The sequence below is a fragment of the Pseudonocardia abyssalis genome (assembly GCF_019263705.2).
GTDB lineage: Bacteria > Actinomycetota > Actinomycetes > Mycobacteriales > Pseudonocardiaceae > Pseudonocardia > Pseudonocardia abyssalis.
The window spans coordinates 5,229,196-5,245,875 of record NZ_JADQDK010000001.1 but is presented as its reverse complement, the minus strand read 5'-3'; the positions used below and the strand labels follow the sequence as shown (position 1 = coordinate 5,245,875).

General features: G+C 73.3%; 14 protein-coding genes. 10 read left to right on the top strand and 4 right to left on the bottom strand.

Annotated features, from left to right (window positions below; genetic code table 11):
- Positions 1-10: 10 nt before the first annotated feature.
- Both I4I81_RS25725 and trmB read right to left on the bottom strand, forming a co-directional pair.
- Positions 11-1,189, bottom strand: coding sequence for a nitric oxide synthase oxygenase (locus I4I81_RS25725; protein ID WP_218602234.1), 1,179 nt, complete (start codon positions 1,187-1,189; stop codon positions 11-13).
- A 60-nt stretch (positions 1,190-1,249) separates the two neighbouring features.
- Complete coding sequence (trmB, locus tag I4I81_RS25720; RefSeq protein WP_218602233.1) at positions 1,250-1,996, bottom strand: tRNA (guanosine(46)-N7)-methyltransferase TrmB; 747 nt, start codon at positions 1,994-1,996, stop codon at positions 1,250-1,252.
- A 96-nt stretch (positions 1,997-2,092) separates the two neighbouring features.
- Here trmB and I4I81_RS25715 point away from each other — a divergent pair, with 96 nt between their 5' ends.
- From I4I81_RS25715 to I4I81_RS25690, 6 genes are all read left to right on the top strand, one after another.
- Positions 2,093-2,806 (top strand): hypothetical protein, encoded by a 714-nt coding sequence (locus I4I81_RS25715; protein WP_225924694.1) that lies wholly within the window; start codon positions 2,093-2,095, stop codon positions 2,804-2,806.
- Positions 2,799-3,068, top strand: a complete 270-nt coding sequence (locus I4I81_RS25710; RefSeq protein ID WP_218616394.1) for a hypothetical protein — start codon at positions 2,799-2,801, stop codon at positions 3,066-3,068. The genes I4I81_RS25715 and I4I81_RS25710 overlap by 8 nt, the downstream gene beginning before the upstream one ends.
- A 114-nt stretch (positions 3,069-3,182) precedes the next feature.
- Positions 3,183-5,150, top strand: coding sequence for a DUF2339 domain-containing protein (locus tag I4I81_RS25705; RefSeq protein ID WP_218616393.1), 1,968 nt, complete (start codon positions 3,183-3,185; stop codon positions 5,148-5,150).
- A gap of 14 nt (positions 5,151-5,164) precedes the next feature.
- A complete protein-coding gene (locus tag I4I81_RS25700) occupies positions 5,165-6,670 on the top strand; it encodes a TldD/PmbA family protein (protein WP_218605091.1) in 1,506 nt (501 codons plus the stop codon).
- Positions 6,667-8,043, top strand: a complete 1,377-nt coding sequence (locus I4I81_RS25695; RefSeq protein WP_218605090.1) for a metallopeptidase TldD-related protein — start codon at positions 6,667-6,669, stop codon at positions 8,041-8,043. The genes I4I81_RS25700 and I4I81_RS25695 overlap by 4 nt, the downstream gene beginning before the upstream one ends.
- Positions 8,044-8,236: 193 nt before the next feature.
- Entirely contained in the window at positions 8,237-8,575 is a 339-nt protein-coding gene (locus tag I4I81_RS25690) for a hypothetical protein (protein WP_218605089.1), read from the top strand.
- Between the two features lie 629 nt (positions 8,576-9,204).
- Here I4I81_RS25690 and I4I81_RS25685 read toward each other — a convergent pair.
- Positions 9,205-9,750, bottom strand: coding sequence for a TetR/AcrR family transcriptional regulator (locus I4I81_RS25685; RefSeq protein WP_218605088.1), 546 nt, complete (start codon positions 9,748-9,750; stop codon positions 9,205-9,207).
- Positions 9,751-9,850: 100 nt separating this feature from the next.
- Here I4I81_RS25685 and I4I81_RS25675 point away from each other — a divergent pair, with 100 nt between their 5' ends.
- Positions 9,851-11,380 (top strand): MFS transporter, encoded by a 1,530-nt coding sequence (locus I4I81_RS25675; protein ID WP_218616392.1) that lies wholly within the window; start codon positions 9,851-9,853, stop codon positions 11,378-11,380.
- Between the two features lie 6 nt (positions 11,381-11,386).
- Here I4I81_RS25675 and I4I81_RS25670 read toward each other — a convergent pair whose 3' ends face one another.
- Entirely contained in the window at positions 11,387-11,833 is a 447-nt protein-coding gene (locus I4I81_RS25670; protein WP_218616391.1) for a hypothetical protein, read from the bottom strand.
- Between the two features lie 314 nt (positions 11,834-12,147).
- On the opposite strand from I4I81_RS25670, the gene I4I81_RS25665 reads away from it, so the two are divergent.
- From I4I81_RS25665 to I4I81_RS25655, 3 genes are all read left to right on the top strand, one after another.
- Positions 12,148-13,965 carry a phosphoenolpyruvate carboxykinase (GTP) gene (locus tag I4I81_RS25665; protein ID WP_218603007.1) on the top strand — a complete coding sequence of 606 codons (1,818 nt, stop codon included), beginning with the start codon at positions 12,148-12,150 and terminating at the stop codon, positions 13,963-13,965.
- Positions 13,966-14,139: 174 nt separating this feature from the next.
- Entirely contained in the window at positions 14,140-16,329 is a 2,190-nt protein-coding gene (locus I4I81_RS25660) for a carbon starvation CstA family protein (RefSeq protein ID WP_218603009.1), read from the top strand.
- Positions 16,326-16,514 (top strand): YbdD/YjiX family protein, encoded by a 189-nt coding sequence (locus I4I81_RS25655; RefSeq protein WP_218603006.1) that lies wholly within the window; start codon positions 16,326-16,328, stop codon positions 16,512-16,514. Before I4I81_RS25660 ends, I4I81_RS25655 begins: the two co-directional genes overlap by 4 nt.
- Positions 16,515-16,680 lie beyond the last annotated feature (166 nt).

Sequence of the window (16,680 nt, the reverse complement as noted above, 5' to 3'; positions counted from 1 at the left end):
CGGGGTGGGGTCAGGGCGTGGGCGTCGGCGGGAGGTAGGCCGGGCGCATCTCGGGGTCGGGCTCGTCGTAATAGCGGTGGTAGACCTTCGTGAGGCCGCCGCTGACCGGGGGGACGATCCAGCTCCAGTCGGCCGGGCAGCGGCGCCCCGCGATCTCCTCGCGGGCGACATGGGTGAGGAAGCGCTCCGACTCGGTGTGGTGGTCGGCCATGGTGACGCCCACGGAGTCGAACGAGTGCTGCACCGCACGCAGCATCTCCAGCATGGCCCGGTCGCGCCAGAGCGTGCGTTCGGAGGTCGTGTCCAGACCGAGCCGGTCGCCGATCACCGGGAGCAGGTCGTAGCGGTCGGCGTCGGCGAGGTTGCGGGCGCCGATCTCGGTGCCGAGGTACCAGCCGTTGAACGGGGCCGCCGGGTAGGTGATGCCGCCGATCTCGAGCGGCATGTTGCTGATCGCCGGCACCGCGTGCCAGCGCAGCCGCAGGTCGGTGAACCACGCGAACTCGGGGTGGTGCAGCGCCACCTCCAGCACCGCGTCGGCCGGGATCTCGAACAGCTCCGGCTGCGCGTCGCCGCGGGAGATCAGGAGCGGCAGGACGTCGAACCGGCCGGGTGGCTCCGGACGTTCCCAGCCCAGCTCGACGGCCCGGTCGGTGAAGTCGGCGTACCTGCCGTCACCCCGGACCTGACCGCTCGCGGTGCGGTGCCCGGCGTAGCGGACCAGCTGCTCGTTGTGGATGCGCGGGGCGGCCTCGCCGGGGCGGTCGGGCGCGAACACCGTGATGGTGGACCGGATCCGGCCGTCGCGCCCGGCGTCGCGCAGGTGCGCGACGCACTCGGCGGCCACGTCGGCCGGCTCGGCGATCCCGCGGCGATCCCGCACACGCAGGCTGTGCCAGTACAGACGGCCGATGCAGCGGGCCGCGTTGCGCCAGGCCACCCGCGCGCCGAACGTCAGCTCGTCGGGGGTGTGGACGTAGGTGCCCGTCTCGTCGATCTCGCGGCACACCTCGTCGAGCCGGCCCGCGAGCGTCTGCGCCGGGGTCGTCTCCCCGTGGAACTGCTCCAGGAACGCCGTCGCGGCGTCGATCGAGACAGCGGCGACCGCCGCCGGGGCGGACGGACCGTGGTTCGCCGGGCAGGTACGGGGTGCCGGGACAACGGTGTTCTCATCGACGAACGCCGTCACACACGCCTCACTCTCCCCGACAGCCTTCCCCGTACCGGGGCCGTCGACCTTCCTACACGGTCACGAAGCGTGATCGCTAGTGCGCCCAGCGGAGCCGCGCCGGTAGAGAAGATCATGAACGGCACGTCCTCCCAGGTGGGCGCGCTGCTCGAACTTGGTCACCGGGCGCCAGTCCGGGCGCGGGAACCAGCCACCCGGCTCATCGGCGGCCGTGTTCACCAAGGAGTGTTCACCGTCACACACCGCACGCATCTGGGTCGCGTAGTCGTCCCAGTCCGTGGCCAGGTGCAGCGTCCCACCCGGGGCGAGCCTGGACGCGACGAGCGCCGCGATCTCGGGCTGCACCAGACGGCGCTTGCGGTGCTTGCGCTTGGGCCAGGGGTCCGGGAAGAAGATCCGGACGGCGCTGAGCGAGCCCTCGGGGACCCGGGCCCGCAGCAGCTCGACGGCGTCGCCGCGGAGCAGTGCGAGGTTGCCCAGTCCCAGCTCCTCGACGCGCATGAGCAGCTGCGCGAGGCCCGGCTCGAAGACCTCGACCGCGAGGTGGTCGTACTCCGGAGCGGCGGCGGCGAGCGCGGCCGTCGACTCGCCCATGCCGGACCCGATCTCCAGCACCAGCGGGGCGGTGCGGCCGAACCAGGCGGGCGGGTCGTAGGCGACGGAGCCGTCGACGACGTCGTCGACGTCGCGGCCCAGCACCGGCCACGACCGGTCCCAGGCCCGCTGCTGGCCCTCGGTGAGCCGCGCGCGGTGGTGCACGAAGCTGGTGATCCGGGGCCGGTCCTCGGTAGGCGGGCGCGTGGTCACGCGGGCTCCTTCAGGGGTGGGCCGGGGGCCGTTCACGATCGCACACCGTCTCGCCGTTCCTCCCCGCGCCGGTGCCCGGCCTGCCACCGTGCCGCCATGGCCGACCGTTATGCCGACGCCGTGCGCGCCCGGCGCCACGAACTGCGCGCGCAGCAGGCACTGCTCGTGCCCGGACGCACCGACCTGCGCGACGCCCTCGCCGCGGCCAGGACGGGCACCCTCGCCGAGGCCGCCGCCCATCTCGCCGACGTCCGCCGCGCGCTGGACGGCCATCCCGCGGCCGCCGTGTCCGCGGCGGCCCGGGCGATCGAGACGGCCGCGTACGCACGCTGGGCCGACCGTGCGGTCGGTGCCGAGCGCGGCACGGCCGCGGACCGGGGCGTGTTCCTCCCGGTCCCGCCGGACGATCCGCCCCCCGCACCCGTCCCGGATCCACCGATCCCGCCCCGCGCCCGGATCGTCGAGGTGCTCGCCGACGCCGGGGCCTGGCGACTGGCGGTGCTCCCGCTCGCCGCGCTGTCCGGCTTCGCAGGCCCCGCCGTGCTGCTACCCGCGCTCGGCGGGGCCGTACTGGTCCTGGTGGCCGCCGTCCGCGCCCGACGGGCCGGCGTCGACCGCGCCCGGCTCCACCGGTGGGGCACGGACCTGCTGGCCGTCACGCACGCCCGCGTCGACGCGGAACTGACCCGTCGCACCGCCGCCCGCGCGACGACGGCCACCGCCCGCCTCGACGCGGCACTGGCCCACCGACGTGCGGAGATCGACGCCGAGCTGACCCTGCTCGCACCGCGGGAGGTCGCCGATGCGTGATCCCCGCGCGGTGCCCGACGGCGACGCCTGCCCCGACGTCACGGCCGGGTTCGACACCGACGACGACGGCACGCCCGACTCGCTGTTCACCGACGACCCCTCCGGCGATCTGCTCCTGCACACCGATCTCGACGCCGACGGTCTCGCCGACCGGACCCTGGCCCTGCACGCCGACGGGAGCACCGACGTCGAGCCGTGCGTCGACGACGGCCCGCCGACCCTGGTCGACGTGCTCACGCGACTGCTGCGCTGGGGGGCGTGATGCTGGGGGTCGTGATGCCGGGGGTCGTGATGCCGGGGGTCGTGATCCATCCGTGACCGGATCCGGGTAGCCGTACGCATCCGTCCGGACCGCCCGGGCCCGATCATGGCCCCCATGACCAGCACATCCGACCCGACGGCCGCGCTCACCGCCGAGATCGCGCGCCTCGGCCACCGGCTCGACCGCGTCGAGGCCCGGCTGCAGTCGCTCGGCGCGCCGGACGTCGAGGGTGGCGAGATCACCGGGGTGCTGGAGCGCCCGGTCGTCGGCGCGTCATCGGGCCCGCCCGGCACCGCGCCGCCGTGGAGCGCGCCGCCGTGGCAGGGACCGGCCGGGCAGGGACCGGCCGGGCAGGGACCGACCGGGCAGCGACCCTGGTGGGCCGCACCGCCCGCGGACGCCGGGTACCCCGGCTGGCCGGCACCGCCCCACGCGGGCGCGCCGGGACAGCCGGCCCCTCCGTGGGCGCCGGTGCCCGGCGTGCCGTCGGGATGGACCCCGCCACCGGGGCCGCAGCCGTTCGGCCCCACCGGCGTTCCGCAGCCGCGGGCGACGGCCGGCGGCGCGCGGCTACTGGCGTGGACCGGTGCCGCGATGACGCTGCTGGGCGTGGTGCTGTTCCTGGCGCTGGCCGCGTCGCGCGGCTGGGGCACGCCCCCCGTGCGGGTCGGGGTGGGGACCGTGCTCGGCCTCGTGCTCGTGGGGGTCGCGGTGTGGCTGCACCGCACGGAGGCGCGCCGGGCCGGGGCGATGGCCCTGGCCGGCACCGGGTTCGGAGCGCTGTACCTGGTGGTGGCAGCCGCGAACCGGCTGCTCGACGTGCCCGGTCCGCTCGCGGTCCTGCTGGCACTGGTGGTGGCCGGGGCCGGGCTGGCGCTGGCCGACCGGTGGCGCTCCGCGCTGCTCGCGGGCGGGATCGTGGTCGGCGGTGCCTGGCTGGCCCCGGCGTTGGTCGAGGGGCCGCTGCTGGTCGCACTGCTGCTCGCCCTTCAGGCCGTGACCACCGTGGTGGCGCTGCGTCGTGGGGTCGAGGGTCGTGGGGGCGAGGGACGGGGCTGGGCATGGCCCGCGGTGCTCTCCGCGGTGGGCCCCGCTCTCGCCGCGTCGGCCGTCGCCGTCTCCGAGGAGCCTCTGCGCGTCGTCGCGGTGATCGCGGTGACGCTGCTCGGCCTCGCCGGTGGCGCGCTCTCGGTGCGCCGCCTGCCGGAGCAGGCGGTGGTCGCGCTCGTGGCACTGGCCCCGCTGCCGATGCTGGTGCTGGGCCCGGTCCTCGACGGCTGGGGTGGAGCGGGGGTCGCGGCCGCCGCGGCGCTGCTGGTCCTCACACTGCTCGCGGTGCCGGGCGTCGGGACCCGACTGCGCACCGCGATCGCCGCGGTCGGTGCGATCGGTGTGCTGGAGGCTGTGCTGATCGGCCTGGACGGGCCGGTCGCCACCGGCGGGCTGCTGGTCGTCGCGATCGCGCTGTCCGTCGTCGCGGTCGCCGTCGGCAACCGGCTGCCGCTGCTCGTCGCGGGTGGGTTCTGGCTGGTCGGGACCGTGCTGGCGCTCTCGGCCGACGCCCCGCTCACCGCACTCGTCGACTTCCCGGCCGATCCGTACGTCGTCGACGGGACGGCCCGACCGGGCGCGCTGGTGGCCGGGGCGGTGGTGTCGCTGCTGGTGCTGGCCGCATCGGCCGTGATCACGGTGGTGGCGGGGCGGTTGGGGCTGGTGCGGCCCGACTCGAGCACCGCCGGGATCTGGGTCCCGCTCGGCGTCGCCGGTCTCTACGGCACGGCCGGTCTGATCATCTCACCGGCGCTGCTGGTGGCCCCGGACCGCACGGCGTTCACCGTCGGGCACGCGATCGTCACGGTCTCCTGGACGGTGGTGGCGCTGGTGCTGCTGGCCCGCGGCCTGCGCCGTCCCGCGCTGCGGGTGACCGGGCTGGTGCTGGTGGCGGGCGCCGTCGCCAAGCTCGTGCTGTTCGACCTCGTGGTGCTGGACGGGCTGGTGCAGGTCGGGGCGTTCCTCGGGGCCGGGCTGGTGCTGCTGACCGCGGGCACCCGCTACGCGCGGATGGTCGCGGAGGCCCAGTAGGTAGGTTCGGCCCCATGCCAGACCTGGACCCGGCGTTCGCGGGCCTGCCGCTCGCCGCACTCGCCGACGCCGCCCTCTCCCGCGCCAGGGACCTGGGCGCACAGCACGCCGATCTGCGGGTGGAACGGATCGTGTCCCAGTCCGTCGACCTGCGCGACGGGCGCGTCACCGGCGTCGCCGACGACGTGGCGATCGGGCTGGCGGTGCGCGTGATCGTCGACGGGGTGTGGGGTTTCGCCTCCCACGGCGACCTCACCCCGGAGCGCGCCGTCGCCACCGCCGAGCGCGCGGTCGCCGTGGCGCGGACGCTGGCGCCGGTCGCGATCGAGCGGGTGGATCGGGCCGACGAGCCGGTGTACCCGGGCGTCGAGTGGATCTCCGCCTACGACGTCGACCCGTTCGACGTGCCGACGCGGGAGAAGGTGGACCTGCTCACCGAGTGGTCGCAGCGTCTGCTCGCCTCCGACGGCGTCGACCACGTGCAGGCGGGCGTCGCGCAGGTGCGGGAGAACAAGTTCTACGCCGACCTCACGGGCACCCGCACCACCCAGCAGCGCGTGCGGATCTCCCCGTCGTTCACCGCCACCGCCGTCGACCGCGGGGCCGGCGCGTTCGAGACGATGGGCACCCTGGCCCCGCCGGTGGGCCGCGGCTGGGAGTACCTCACGGGGACGGGCTGGGACTGGGACGCCGAGCTCGCGCGGGTGCCGGAGCTGCTGGCCGAGAAGACGAAGTCCCCGAGCGTCGCGGCCGGGGCGTACGACCTGGTCATCGACCCGACGAACCTGTGGCTGACGATCCACGAGTCGGTCGGGCACGCCACCGAGTACGACCGGGCCATCGGCTACGAGGCCGCGTACGCCGGGTCCAGCTTCGCCACCCCCGACCTGCTCGGCACGCTGCGCTACGGCTCCGAACACATGCACGTCACCGGCGACCGGACGGTCGAGCACGGCCTCGCGACCATCGGCTACGACGACGACGGCGTGGCCACCTCGACCTTCGACCTCGTCCGCGACGGCGTGCTGGTCGGCTACCAGCTCGACCGCACGTTCGCGCCGCGCCTCGGGCTCGACCGCTCCAACGGCTGCGCGTTCGCCGACTCCCCGCACCACGTGCCGATCCAGCGGATGGCGAACGTGTCGCTGCAGCCGGACCCGGTGCGCGACACGCCCACCGCGGAGCTGATCGCGGGCGTCGAGCGCGGGATCTACGTCGTCGGCGACAAGTCGTGGTCGATCGACATGCAGCGCTACAACTTCCAGTTCACCGGCCAGCGGTTCTACCGGATCGAGAACGGCGAGCTGGCCGGGCAGCTGCGCGACGTCGCCTACCAGGCCACCACCACCGACTTCTGGGGCTCGCTCGACGCCGTCGGCGGCCCGTCGACGTGGGTGCTGCACGGCGCGATGAACTGCGGCAAGGCCCAGCCCGGACAGGTCGCGGCGGTGAGCCACGGCTGCCCGTCGGCCCGGTTCCGCGGCGTCACCGTGCTCAACACCCAGGAGGAGGGCCAGTGAGGCCGCAGGAGATCGTCGAGCGGACGCTGGCCGCGGCCACGCACCTGCGGGGGTGCGTCGTGCTCGTGCAGGAGTCCAGCGAGGCGGTACTGCGCTGGGCCAACTCGACGATGACGACCAACGGCCACACCACCTCCGGCCGGGTCACGGTGATCGCGCTGGTCGCCGTCGACGGCGGGACGGCCGCTGGCGTCGTCAGCACGGCGGTGACGATCACCGACCCGGCCCGGCTCGAGGACCTGGTGCGCGCCGCGGAGGCCTCCGCGCGCGACGCTGGCCCGGCGGAGGACGCGATGGACCTGCCCTCGCCGACCGACACGGACGCGAGCTGGGACGACGACGCCACCGAGACGTCGATCGGCGTGTTCGGCGCGTTCGCGCAGGGCCTGGCCGAGGTGCTCGCCGGCCCGCAACGCCAGTACGGTTTCGCCAGCCACGAGCTGACGACGACCTGGCTCGGGACGTCGGCCGGGGTGCGGCGGCGCTGGGTGCAGCCGACGGGTTCGGTGGAGCTGAACGCGAAGACCCCCGACCTGTCCGGCTCGGCGTGGGTGGGCGCGTCCACCGCCGACTTCGCCGACGTCGACGTCGTGGACCTCGCCGCGCAGGCCGCGCGGCGGCTGGAGTGGGGGGAGCGGAAGGTCGAACTGCCCGCGGGGAAGTACGAGACGCTGCTTCCGCCGTCGGCCGTCTCGGACCTGATGATCTACCTGGCCTGGTCGATGGACGGACGCCCGGCGCACGAGGGCCGCAGCGCGCTGTCCGGCCCCGACGGCACGCGCGTCGGTGAACGCCTCGGCGCGCTGCCCCTGACACTCACCTGCGACCCGGCCGCCCCAGGGATGGAGTACGCGCCGTTCCTCTCCACGACCCGGTCCGGCGACGCGATCTCGGTGTTCGACAACGGCGCACCGGTCGGGCGCGTCGACTGGGTCCGCGAGGGCGTCGTCTCCGAGCTCGGCTGGTCGCGGGCGGAGGCCGCCGAGTTCGGTACGGCGTTCACCCCGCCCGGCGACAACCTCCTGCTCACCGGCGGCTCGGACGCATCGCTCGAGGAGATGGTCGGGCGCACCGAGCGTGGGCTGCTGCTGACGTGCCTGTGGTACATCCGGCTGGTCGACCCGGCCACCCTGCTGCTCACCGGCCTCACCCGCGACGGCGTCTATCTGGTGGAGGGCGGGGAGATCGTCGGCGAGGTCGACCACAACTTCCGGTTCAACCACTCCCCGCTCGACGTCCTGCGTCAGGCCACGGAGGCCGGCGCCACGGAGCGGACCCTGCCGCGGGAGTGGAAGGACTGGTTCACCCGCGCCGCGATGCCCCCGGTGCGGGTCCCGGAGTTCACGATGTCCTCGGTGTCGCTGGGTCGCTGAGGTTCGCCGCGGCCGGCCACCCGTCCGGCGATCCGCTGGTCACCTGACCAGGGGTGAGCGGTCGCACACGGCGCGTGATGGACACCATCGGGCGACACCTGGCGTGCCGATGCAGACCCGGTCGGGGTCCGTGCCGTTGACTGTGCGGGAGTCGACGTCGCAATCCCGGTTCGAGCCCGAGAGGGGCGTACCCGTGTCCTACGAGATGGTCAGCGCCTACACACTGCTGGTCGGTCAGACCGACGGCGAGCCCAACGTCAGCGTGCACACCACCGCCGACGACGCCTGGCGCGCGCTGGACCGGGTGGTCCGCGACCGCTGCGGCATGCGCCCCCGCCCGCGCCGCAAGGCCGACGCCGACGCCACCGCCCGCCTGGCCAACGCGTGGCGCGCGGGTGACCCGGAGAACCGCTACTGGAACGTCACGACGCACCGGCTGCCCATCCCGGTCCCGGAGATCGCCCGCAACCCGGCACCGCTGGAGCCCGCCCCGTCCCTGGTCCGCGCGTCCTCGCGATGGATCTTCGGCTAGAGCTTCCGGCGGAGCTCGCCGACGCGTTCTCCGACTCGCCGGGACGCCGCGCGTCGCCGGCCGACCGCTGACCCTCGACCCGCCGTTCCGGCCCGGCGGGGAGACCGCGTGGGTGGCGCCGACCCGCGACGCCGCGGGCCGTGACCTGGTGTTCGAGATCGGCCGACGGAGCCCACCAGGTCGAGGGGCCTGGAGCGGCCGCGGCGCCGTCGCGGAGCACGGGTCGTGGGCCGAGGGGCGTCGGTCGCACGGCTGCTGGAACGGGCCCGGCCCGGCACACCGCTGCGCGATCTCCGCCCGCTGCCCGAGCAGGATGAGGTCGTCGCCGCGACCCTGCCCGTGACATCCCGCCGGCGACCCGTGCCTCGACGTGCATCAGCACATCCTCGACGACCGGCGCGCCGCCGCCGACCCGCACGCGATGGCGGACCGGATGGCCGACCTCACCGGCTGGACGTCGCCCGCGTGCGCGTGTGGTCGTTCGCACGGTGCGTCGTGGAGTCGGCGTGGTCGGCGTGGTCGGCGTGGTCGGAGTGGATCGGTCGCGGCCGCGCTCGCACCCCCGGCGAACCGCCGACCCACGGACGGAATCTCGCGACTCGCGGGCGGGAATCTCGCGACTCGCGGGGTCAGGGGTCGGCCGCCGGGAAGTGCTGGCGCAGGCGGGCCAGCAGGTCCTCCACCCCGAGCCCGGGCGGGAGCGGGGTGCCGGTGAGGGTGCGCAGGTACAGGCCGTCCCCCACGAGCTGGGCGAGCCAGGCGAGCACCGGGTCGTCCAGCTCCGCCCGCAGCGCGGCGTACGCGTCGGCGTCGACCTCGGCGAGCGCATCACGGATGGCCTGACCGGTCGCGCTCCCCTCGGAGATCCGCAGGACGGCGAGGTAGCTCCGGGTGACCCCGCCCGGGATCGTCCCGCCCGGCGCGGACGTGCGCAGGTAGTAGGCGACGGCTCCGTCGGAGGAGGTGCGGATCGCGTCGGCGTCGGCGGCGCTGCGCTCGCGCAACCGGTCGAGCAGCCCCGTGACCAGAGCGTCCTTGGACGCGAAGTGGTAGAGCAGCCCGCCCTTGGAGACCTCGGCCGCCGCGGCGACGGCGTCGAGCGTGGCCGCGCCGGGGCCGTGGTCGATCAGGAGCGTCTCGTACGCGTCCAGCACGCGGTCGCGGGCGCCGGTCATCGACTGAGTCTAGGTGGGCCGGCCCACGTCGCGGACGGGCCGGGAATGCCGGGCGCTACTGTACCGTCTGGACGGTATACGAACGCGTGAGGAAGCCGTCATGACCGTCATCGCCCCCCGCCCCGTCGACGCCCGCGCCGGACTCCGCGCATGGGCCGGCCTCGCCGTCCTGTTCCTGCCGACGCTCCTGGTCGCGGTCGACAACACCGTCCTGGGCTTCGCCCTGCCCGCGATCAGCGAGGCGCTCGGACCGTCGGCCACGCAGCAGCTGTGGATCGTCGACGTCTACCCGCTCGTCCTCGCCGGACTGCTCGTCACGATGGGCACGCTCGGTGACCGCATCGGCCGTCGCCGCGCGCTGCTGATCGGCGTCACCGGGTTCGGGGCCGTGTCGTTCGCCGCCGCGTTCGCCACCGACCCCACCCAGCTCGTGATCGCCCGCGCGCTGCTCGGATTCTTCGGCGCCATGCTCATGCCGGCCACGCTCGCGCTGCTGCGCACGCTGTTCCCGCACCGGGCACAGCGGCGTACCGCGGTCGCGATCTGGGCCACCGGGTTCGCCGCGGGGGCCGCGGTCGGCCCGATCGTCGGCGGGCTGCTGCTCGCGCACTTCTGGTGGGGCGCGGTGTTCCTGGTCAACGTGCCGCTGATGCTGCTGATCCTGGTGGCGGGCGCGGTACTGCTCCCGGAGTCGCGGATGGCGGCGCCCGGCCGGCTCGACCCGTGGGGCGTGCTGTTGTCGCTGCTCGCGATGGGCCCCACCGTGCTCGCGGTCAAGACCGTCGCCCACGACGGCGTCACGGGCACCGCGGTGCTGTCGCTGCTGGTCGGCGTCGGCGCGGCCGTGCTGTTCGTCCGTCGGGCCCGCGCCCGGATCGCGGCCGGCGAGGAGCCGCTGCTCGACGTCACCCTGTTCTCCTCGCCGGTGCTGCGCCTCTCGGCGCTGGCCAACGCGACCACCATGTTCGCGCTCACCGGCCTGCTGTTCTTCTCCGCGCAGTACCTCCTGCTCGTCGTCGGGCTCGACCCCCTCGACGCCGGGCTCGTCCTGCTCCCGGGGTTCGCGATGACGATGGTGGCCGGGCTGGCGGCCAGCCGGCTCGCCCGCCGCTTCCCGCTGCGCCTGCTCGTGCCGACGGGTCTGCTGCTCGCCGCCGCGGGCTACATCCTGTGCACGCAGCTCACCGGGGCTCCCGCGGTCGGCCTGCTGGCCGTGGCCGCCGTGCTCGTCGGGGCCGGGATCGGGCTGTCCGAGACGATCACGAACGACGCGATCCTCTCCGCGGTCCCCGCCGACCGGGCCGGCTCGGCTTCGGCGGTGTCGGAGACGGCGTACGAGATCGGTGCCGTGCTCGGCACCGCGGTGCTCGGCAGCGTGCTCGCCGCCGTCTACCGCGCCGGGGTGCGCGTCCCGGGCGGCTTCGGGCCCACCTGGGCCGACTCCGCCCGCGAGACCCTCGCCGGGGCGGCCGGCACCGCGGACCGCATCGGCGGCGCCGACGGGGCCGCGCTGCTGGCGTCGGCCCGGTCCGCGTTCGACGCGGGCGTCGGCGTCACCGCGGCCGTCGGGGCCGGGGTGCTCGTCGCCGTCGCGGTGCTGGTGGTGGTCGGGCTCAGGCCACGGGCCTGAGCCGGCTCACGGCTGCTTCGGGATGACCGGGCGTGTGCCGATGCGCTCCTCGGGGGCGGGCCGGGGGGCGGGGGCGGAGCGCTCCGCGAGCCGCTCCTGCACCTGCTCGGAGACCTGGTCGACGCGGCGCCGCTCGCGGACGCGGATGAGCACCAGCATCGAGACGCCGTAGGCGACGCCGAGCACGAGCAGGACCACCCCGAGCTTGACGACGAAGTTCTGCAGCGGGGCCTGGCCGCCGGCGATGTCGATCACCGAGATGATCGCCAGCACGCCGAGGGTGATCAGGTGGAACAGGACGGACAGGAGCAGGTTCACCGACCGCGTGACCTTGGTGTCCTGGAACACCTCCTGCAGGAACGGCTCGCCCGCGGTGACCAACAGCCGGCCCACGAGGAACGTGAGGGCGATCGCCACGACGAGCAACGTGATGTACATGCCGGTGTCGCTCATCTACGCGCTCCCTCGCTGCGCCGGATACGGGCGAAACGCTACGCCCGGTGGGCCCACCGGTCCAGGCGTGGCGACGGGGCCCGAACGTCACGCACGTCACTGTCCGTCCCGGATGAATAGCTCTCTGACCTCTACTGAATCGATTAGTTGACCGGTTCTGTGAGTCAATCGACAGCGACCAGCGGTGGGGAAAGCCGGACACCGCCGGTACCGTCGCTATTCATCTTCGACAGGCGCGTCCGGCCGTTCCCACGGCTCGGGCGCGCGCAGCGTTCCCGAATGACCCGGTCCGCCGGTGAGGAGACAGGACGAACATGACAGCAGCCACCGTGCCAGGGCTCGACGAGTCGCCGACCGACAACACGCGACTGCTCTCGTGGGTCCGTGAGGTGGCCGAACTGACCACGCCGGACCGCGTCGTGTGGGTCGACGGTTCCGACGAGGAGTGGGAGCGGATGACGAGCGCGCTCGTCGACGCCGGCACCTTCACGCGCCTGGAGAAGAAACCGAATTCCTTCTACGCGGCCTCCGATCCCGATGACGTGGCGCGCGTCGAGGAGCGCACGTTCATCTGTTCCGTGGATCAGTCGGGCGCGGGTCCGACGAACAACTGGGTCGACCCCGTCGAGATGAAGTCGACGATGTCGGAGCTGTACCGCGGCTGTATGCGCGGTCGCACGATGTACGTCATCCCGTTCTGCATGGGCCCTCTCGACGCCACCCCGCCGATGCTCGGCGTGGAGATCACCGACTCCGAGTACGTCGTCGCGTCGATGAAGATCATGACGCGGATGGGCGCCTCGGTGCTGCCGCTGTTCGCCGAGCGCGGCGACTCGTTCGTCAAGTGCCTGCACTCCGTCGGCGCCCCGCTCGAGCCGGGCCAGGCCGACGTCGCGTGGCCGTGCAACGTCGACAAGTACATCTCCCACTTCCCCGAGACCCGCGAGATCTGGAGCTACGGCTCCGGCTACGGCGGCAACGCCCTGCTGGGCAAGAAGTGCTACGCGCTGCGCATCGCCTCGGCCATCGCCCACGACGAGGGCTGGATGGCCGAGCACATGCTCATCCTCAAGCTGATCTCGCCGGAGGAGAAGGCGTACTACGTGGCGGCGGCATTCCCGTCCGCGTGCGGCAAGACCAACCTCGCGATGCTGCAGCCGACCATTCCGGGATGGCGTGCCGAGACCGTCGGCGACGACATCGCCTGGATGCGTTTCGGTGAGGACGGCCGTCTGTACGCGGTCAACCCCGAGTTCGGTTTCTTCGGCGTCGCGCCGGGCACCAACTGGAAGACCAACCCCAACGCGATGCGCACGATCGACGAGGGCAACGCGCTGTTCACCAACGTCGCGCTCACCGACGACGGTGACGTGTGGTGGGAGGGCCTGGAGGGCGATCCGCAGCACCTGACGGACTGGAAGGGCAACGACTGGACGCCCGAGTCCGGCACCGACGCCGCGCACCCCAACTCCCGCTACACCGTGCCGATCGGGCAGTGCCCGGTCGTCGCACCGGAGTGGGAGGACCCCAACGGCGTGCCGATCTCGGCGATCCTGTTCGGCGGGCGCCGCAAGACGACGGTCCCGCTCGTCACCGAGGCCCGCGACTGGCAGCACGGCACCTTCATGGGTGCCACCATGTCGAGCGAGAAGACCGCGGCGGCCAAGGGCGGGCTCGGCGAGGTCCGCCGCGACCCGATGGCGATGCTGCCGTTCCTCGGCTACGACGCCGGCACCTACTTCCAGCACTGGGTGAACGTCGGCAAGGGCGCCGACGCCGACAAGCTGCCGAAGATCTTCTACGTCAACTGGTTCCGCCGCGGCGACGAGGGCCAGTTCCTGTGGCCCGGGTTCGGCGAGAACAGCCGGGTCCTCAAGTGGTGCATCGAGCGCATGGAGGGCACGGCCGCGGCCACCGAGACCGCGATCGGCTACGTCCCCACGACGGACCAGATGGACCTCGACGGCCTCGACGCCGCCGTGGCCGACGTCGAGGCCGCGCTGGCCGTCGACGTCGAGGAGTGGAAGGCCGAGATCCCGCTCATCGAGGAGTGGTTCGACAAGATCGGCGACGGCCTGCCGACGTCGATGCGCGACGAGCTCGAGGCCCTCAAGCTCCGCCTCGGCGCCTGACCCAGCCGACCGGACGGCCCGCCGCATCCCGCGGCGGGCCGTTCGTCGTCTCCGGATCGGTGCACGCGAACGGCTGACAGCGCACGATCCGGGCTTTATGGTCGCCACACACGCGGGACCGTCGGGGGGCTCCGCGAGGATTCGAGAGGTGTGGGCGACGTGGCCACCACGGAGATGTCGGGCGCGCGGAAGCCCGACGGGACGGCGCGCAGGCGGCCGGACCTGCGGCAGATCCTGATCTGGTCGGCGGTGGCCCTGGTGGGCGCCGTGGCCTGGGGGGTCATCGCGCTGAGCCGCGGCGAGGAGATCTCGGCCGGCTGGCTGGTGTTCGCCGCGCTGGCGTCCTACGCCATCGGCTACCGGTTCTACTCGCGGTTCATCTCGCGCAAGGTGCTGCAGGTCGACGACACCCGCGCCACCCCCGCCGAGCGGCTCGACGACGGGCAGGACTTCCAGCCCACCGACCGCCGCGTGCTCTTCGGCCACCACTTCGCCGCCATCGCGGGCGCGGGCCCGCTGGTCGGGCCGGTGCTGGCCGCGCAGATGGGTTACCTGCCCGGCACGATCTGGATCATCGTCGGCGTCATCTTCGCCGGGGCCGTGCAGGACATGGTCACGCTGTTCTTCTCCACCCGCCGCGGTGGCCGCAGCCTCGGCCAGATGGCGCGCGAGGAGATCGGCCCGGTGGGCGGCATCGCCGCGCTGATCGCCGTGCTCGCCATCATGATCATCCTGCTGGCCGTGCTCGCGCTGGTCGTCGTCCAGGCGCTGGCCAAGTCGCCGTGGGGCACGTTCTCCCTGGCCATGACGATCCCGATCGCCCTGTTCATGGGTTGCTACCTGCGCTACATCCGGCCAGGGAAGATCATCGAGGGCTCGGTCATCGGCGTGGCGCTGCTGCTGCTGGCCATCGTCGCGGGCGGGTGGATCGACAACTCGCCGCTGGCCGAGGCGTTCACGCTGTCCGCCAACCAGCTCACCCTCGGCCTGGTCATCTACGGCTTCGTCGCCTCGGTGCTCCCGGTGTGGATGCTCCTCGCGCCGCGCGACTACCTGTCGAGCTTCATGAAGATCGGCGTCATCGTCCTGCTCGCGGTGTCGATCCTGGTGGCCTGGCCGACGATGCAGGCCGAGGCGTTCACCGACTTCGCCGCGAACGGGATGGGCCCGGTCTTCGCCGGCTCGCTGTTCCCGTTCGTCTTCATCACGATCGCCTGCGGCGCGCTCTCCGGCTTCCACGCGCTCGTCGCGTCGGGCACCACGCCCAAGCTGATCGAGAAGGAGTCGCAGATCCGGCTGATCGGCTACGGCGGCATGCTCACCGAGTCGTTCGTCGCGATCTGCGCGCTCGCCGCGGCGTGCGTGCTCGACCCCGGGCTGTACTTCGCGATGAACATGCCGGCCACGGTGCTCGGCCCGACCGTGGAGACCGCGTCGGCCGCGGTGGCCAACATCGGGTTCACGATCTCCCCCGCCGAGCTGGCCGCCGCGGCGGCCGCGGTGGAGGAGGAGACCCTCGTCGGGCGCTCCGGCGGTGCCCCCACGCTGGCGGTGGGGCTGTCCCAGATCTTCTCCGAGGTCTTCGGCGGCGACGCCCTGCGCGCCTTCTGGTACCACTTCGCGATCATGTTCGAGGCGCTGTTCATCCTCACCACGGTGGACGCCGGCACCCGCGTCGGCCGCTTCATGCTGCAGGACACCATCGGCGCCGTCTGGCCGAGGTACAAGGACACGTCCTGGAAGCCGGCCGCCTGGTCGGCGAGCGCGATCATCGTCGGGGCGTGGGGGTACCTGCTCTACGCGGGCGTCAACGACCCGCTCGGCGGCATCTACCAGCTCTTCCCGCTGTTCGGCATCGCCAACCAGCTCCTCGCCGCGGTCGCGCTGGCCGTCTGCACGACGCTGTTGATCAAGTCCGGGCGGGCGCGCTATGCGTGGATCACACTGGTACCGCTGGCCTTCGACGCCGCCGTCACCCTCACGGCGAGCTACCAGAAGATCTTCTCGCCCGACCCGACGCTGGGCTTCTGGGCCCAGCGCCAGCGCTACCAGGCCGCCCTGGACGCCGGGGAGACGAGCCTGGGCACCGCGAAGTCGGTGGAGGACATGCAGCAGGTCGTGTTCAACACGACGCTCGACACGGTCCTGACCGCGCTGTTCGCGAGCCTCATCGTGATCATCCTGATCGACTCGATGCGGGTGTGGGTCACCGCGCTGCGCGGAGGCACGCTGCCCAGCGGGTCGGAGGACCCGTACGTCCGGTCCACCCTCGTCGCCCCGGCCGGACTCATCGCCACCCGCGAGGAGAAGGAGGCCATCCGGGAGCACGAGCTGGCCGCGGCGGGCAGCCGGAAGTCGACGTGAGCGTGCGGGAGGGGTTGCGCGAGGCGTGGCAGCTGCTGCGCGGCTTCGCCGGGGAGCAGGCCTACGAGCGCTACGTGGCCCACCACGTCGCGCACCATCCCGGGGTGCCGCCGATGGCCGAGCGCGAGTTCTGGCGGAGACACACCGATCGTGGCGACCACACACCGTCTGCACGGTGCTGCTGACCGCTCGTCGCGCTGAACACACCATTCGGCGATGAAGCCGATCAGGGGTGACGCGACACCGCCGTTCACCACGATGTCACTGTGTCGTCGTTCGGCCGTTCACTCGAACGAGTGCCGGACACCGCCGAGAGTGACCTTTCGGCGGCGCACGATTGCCCCGCCACTC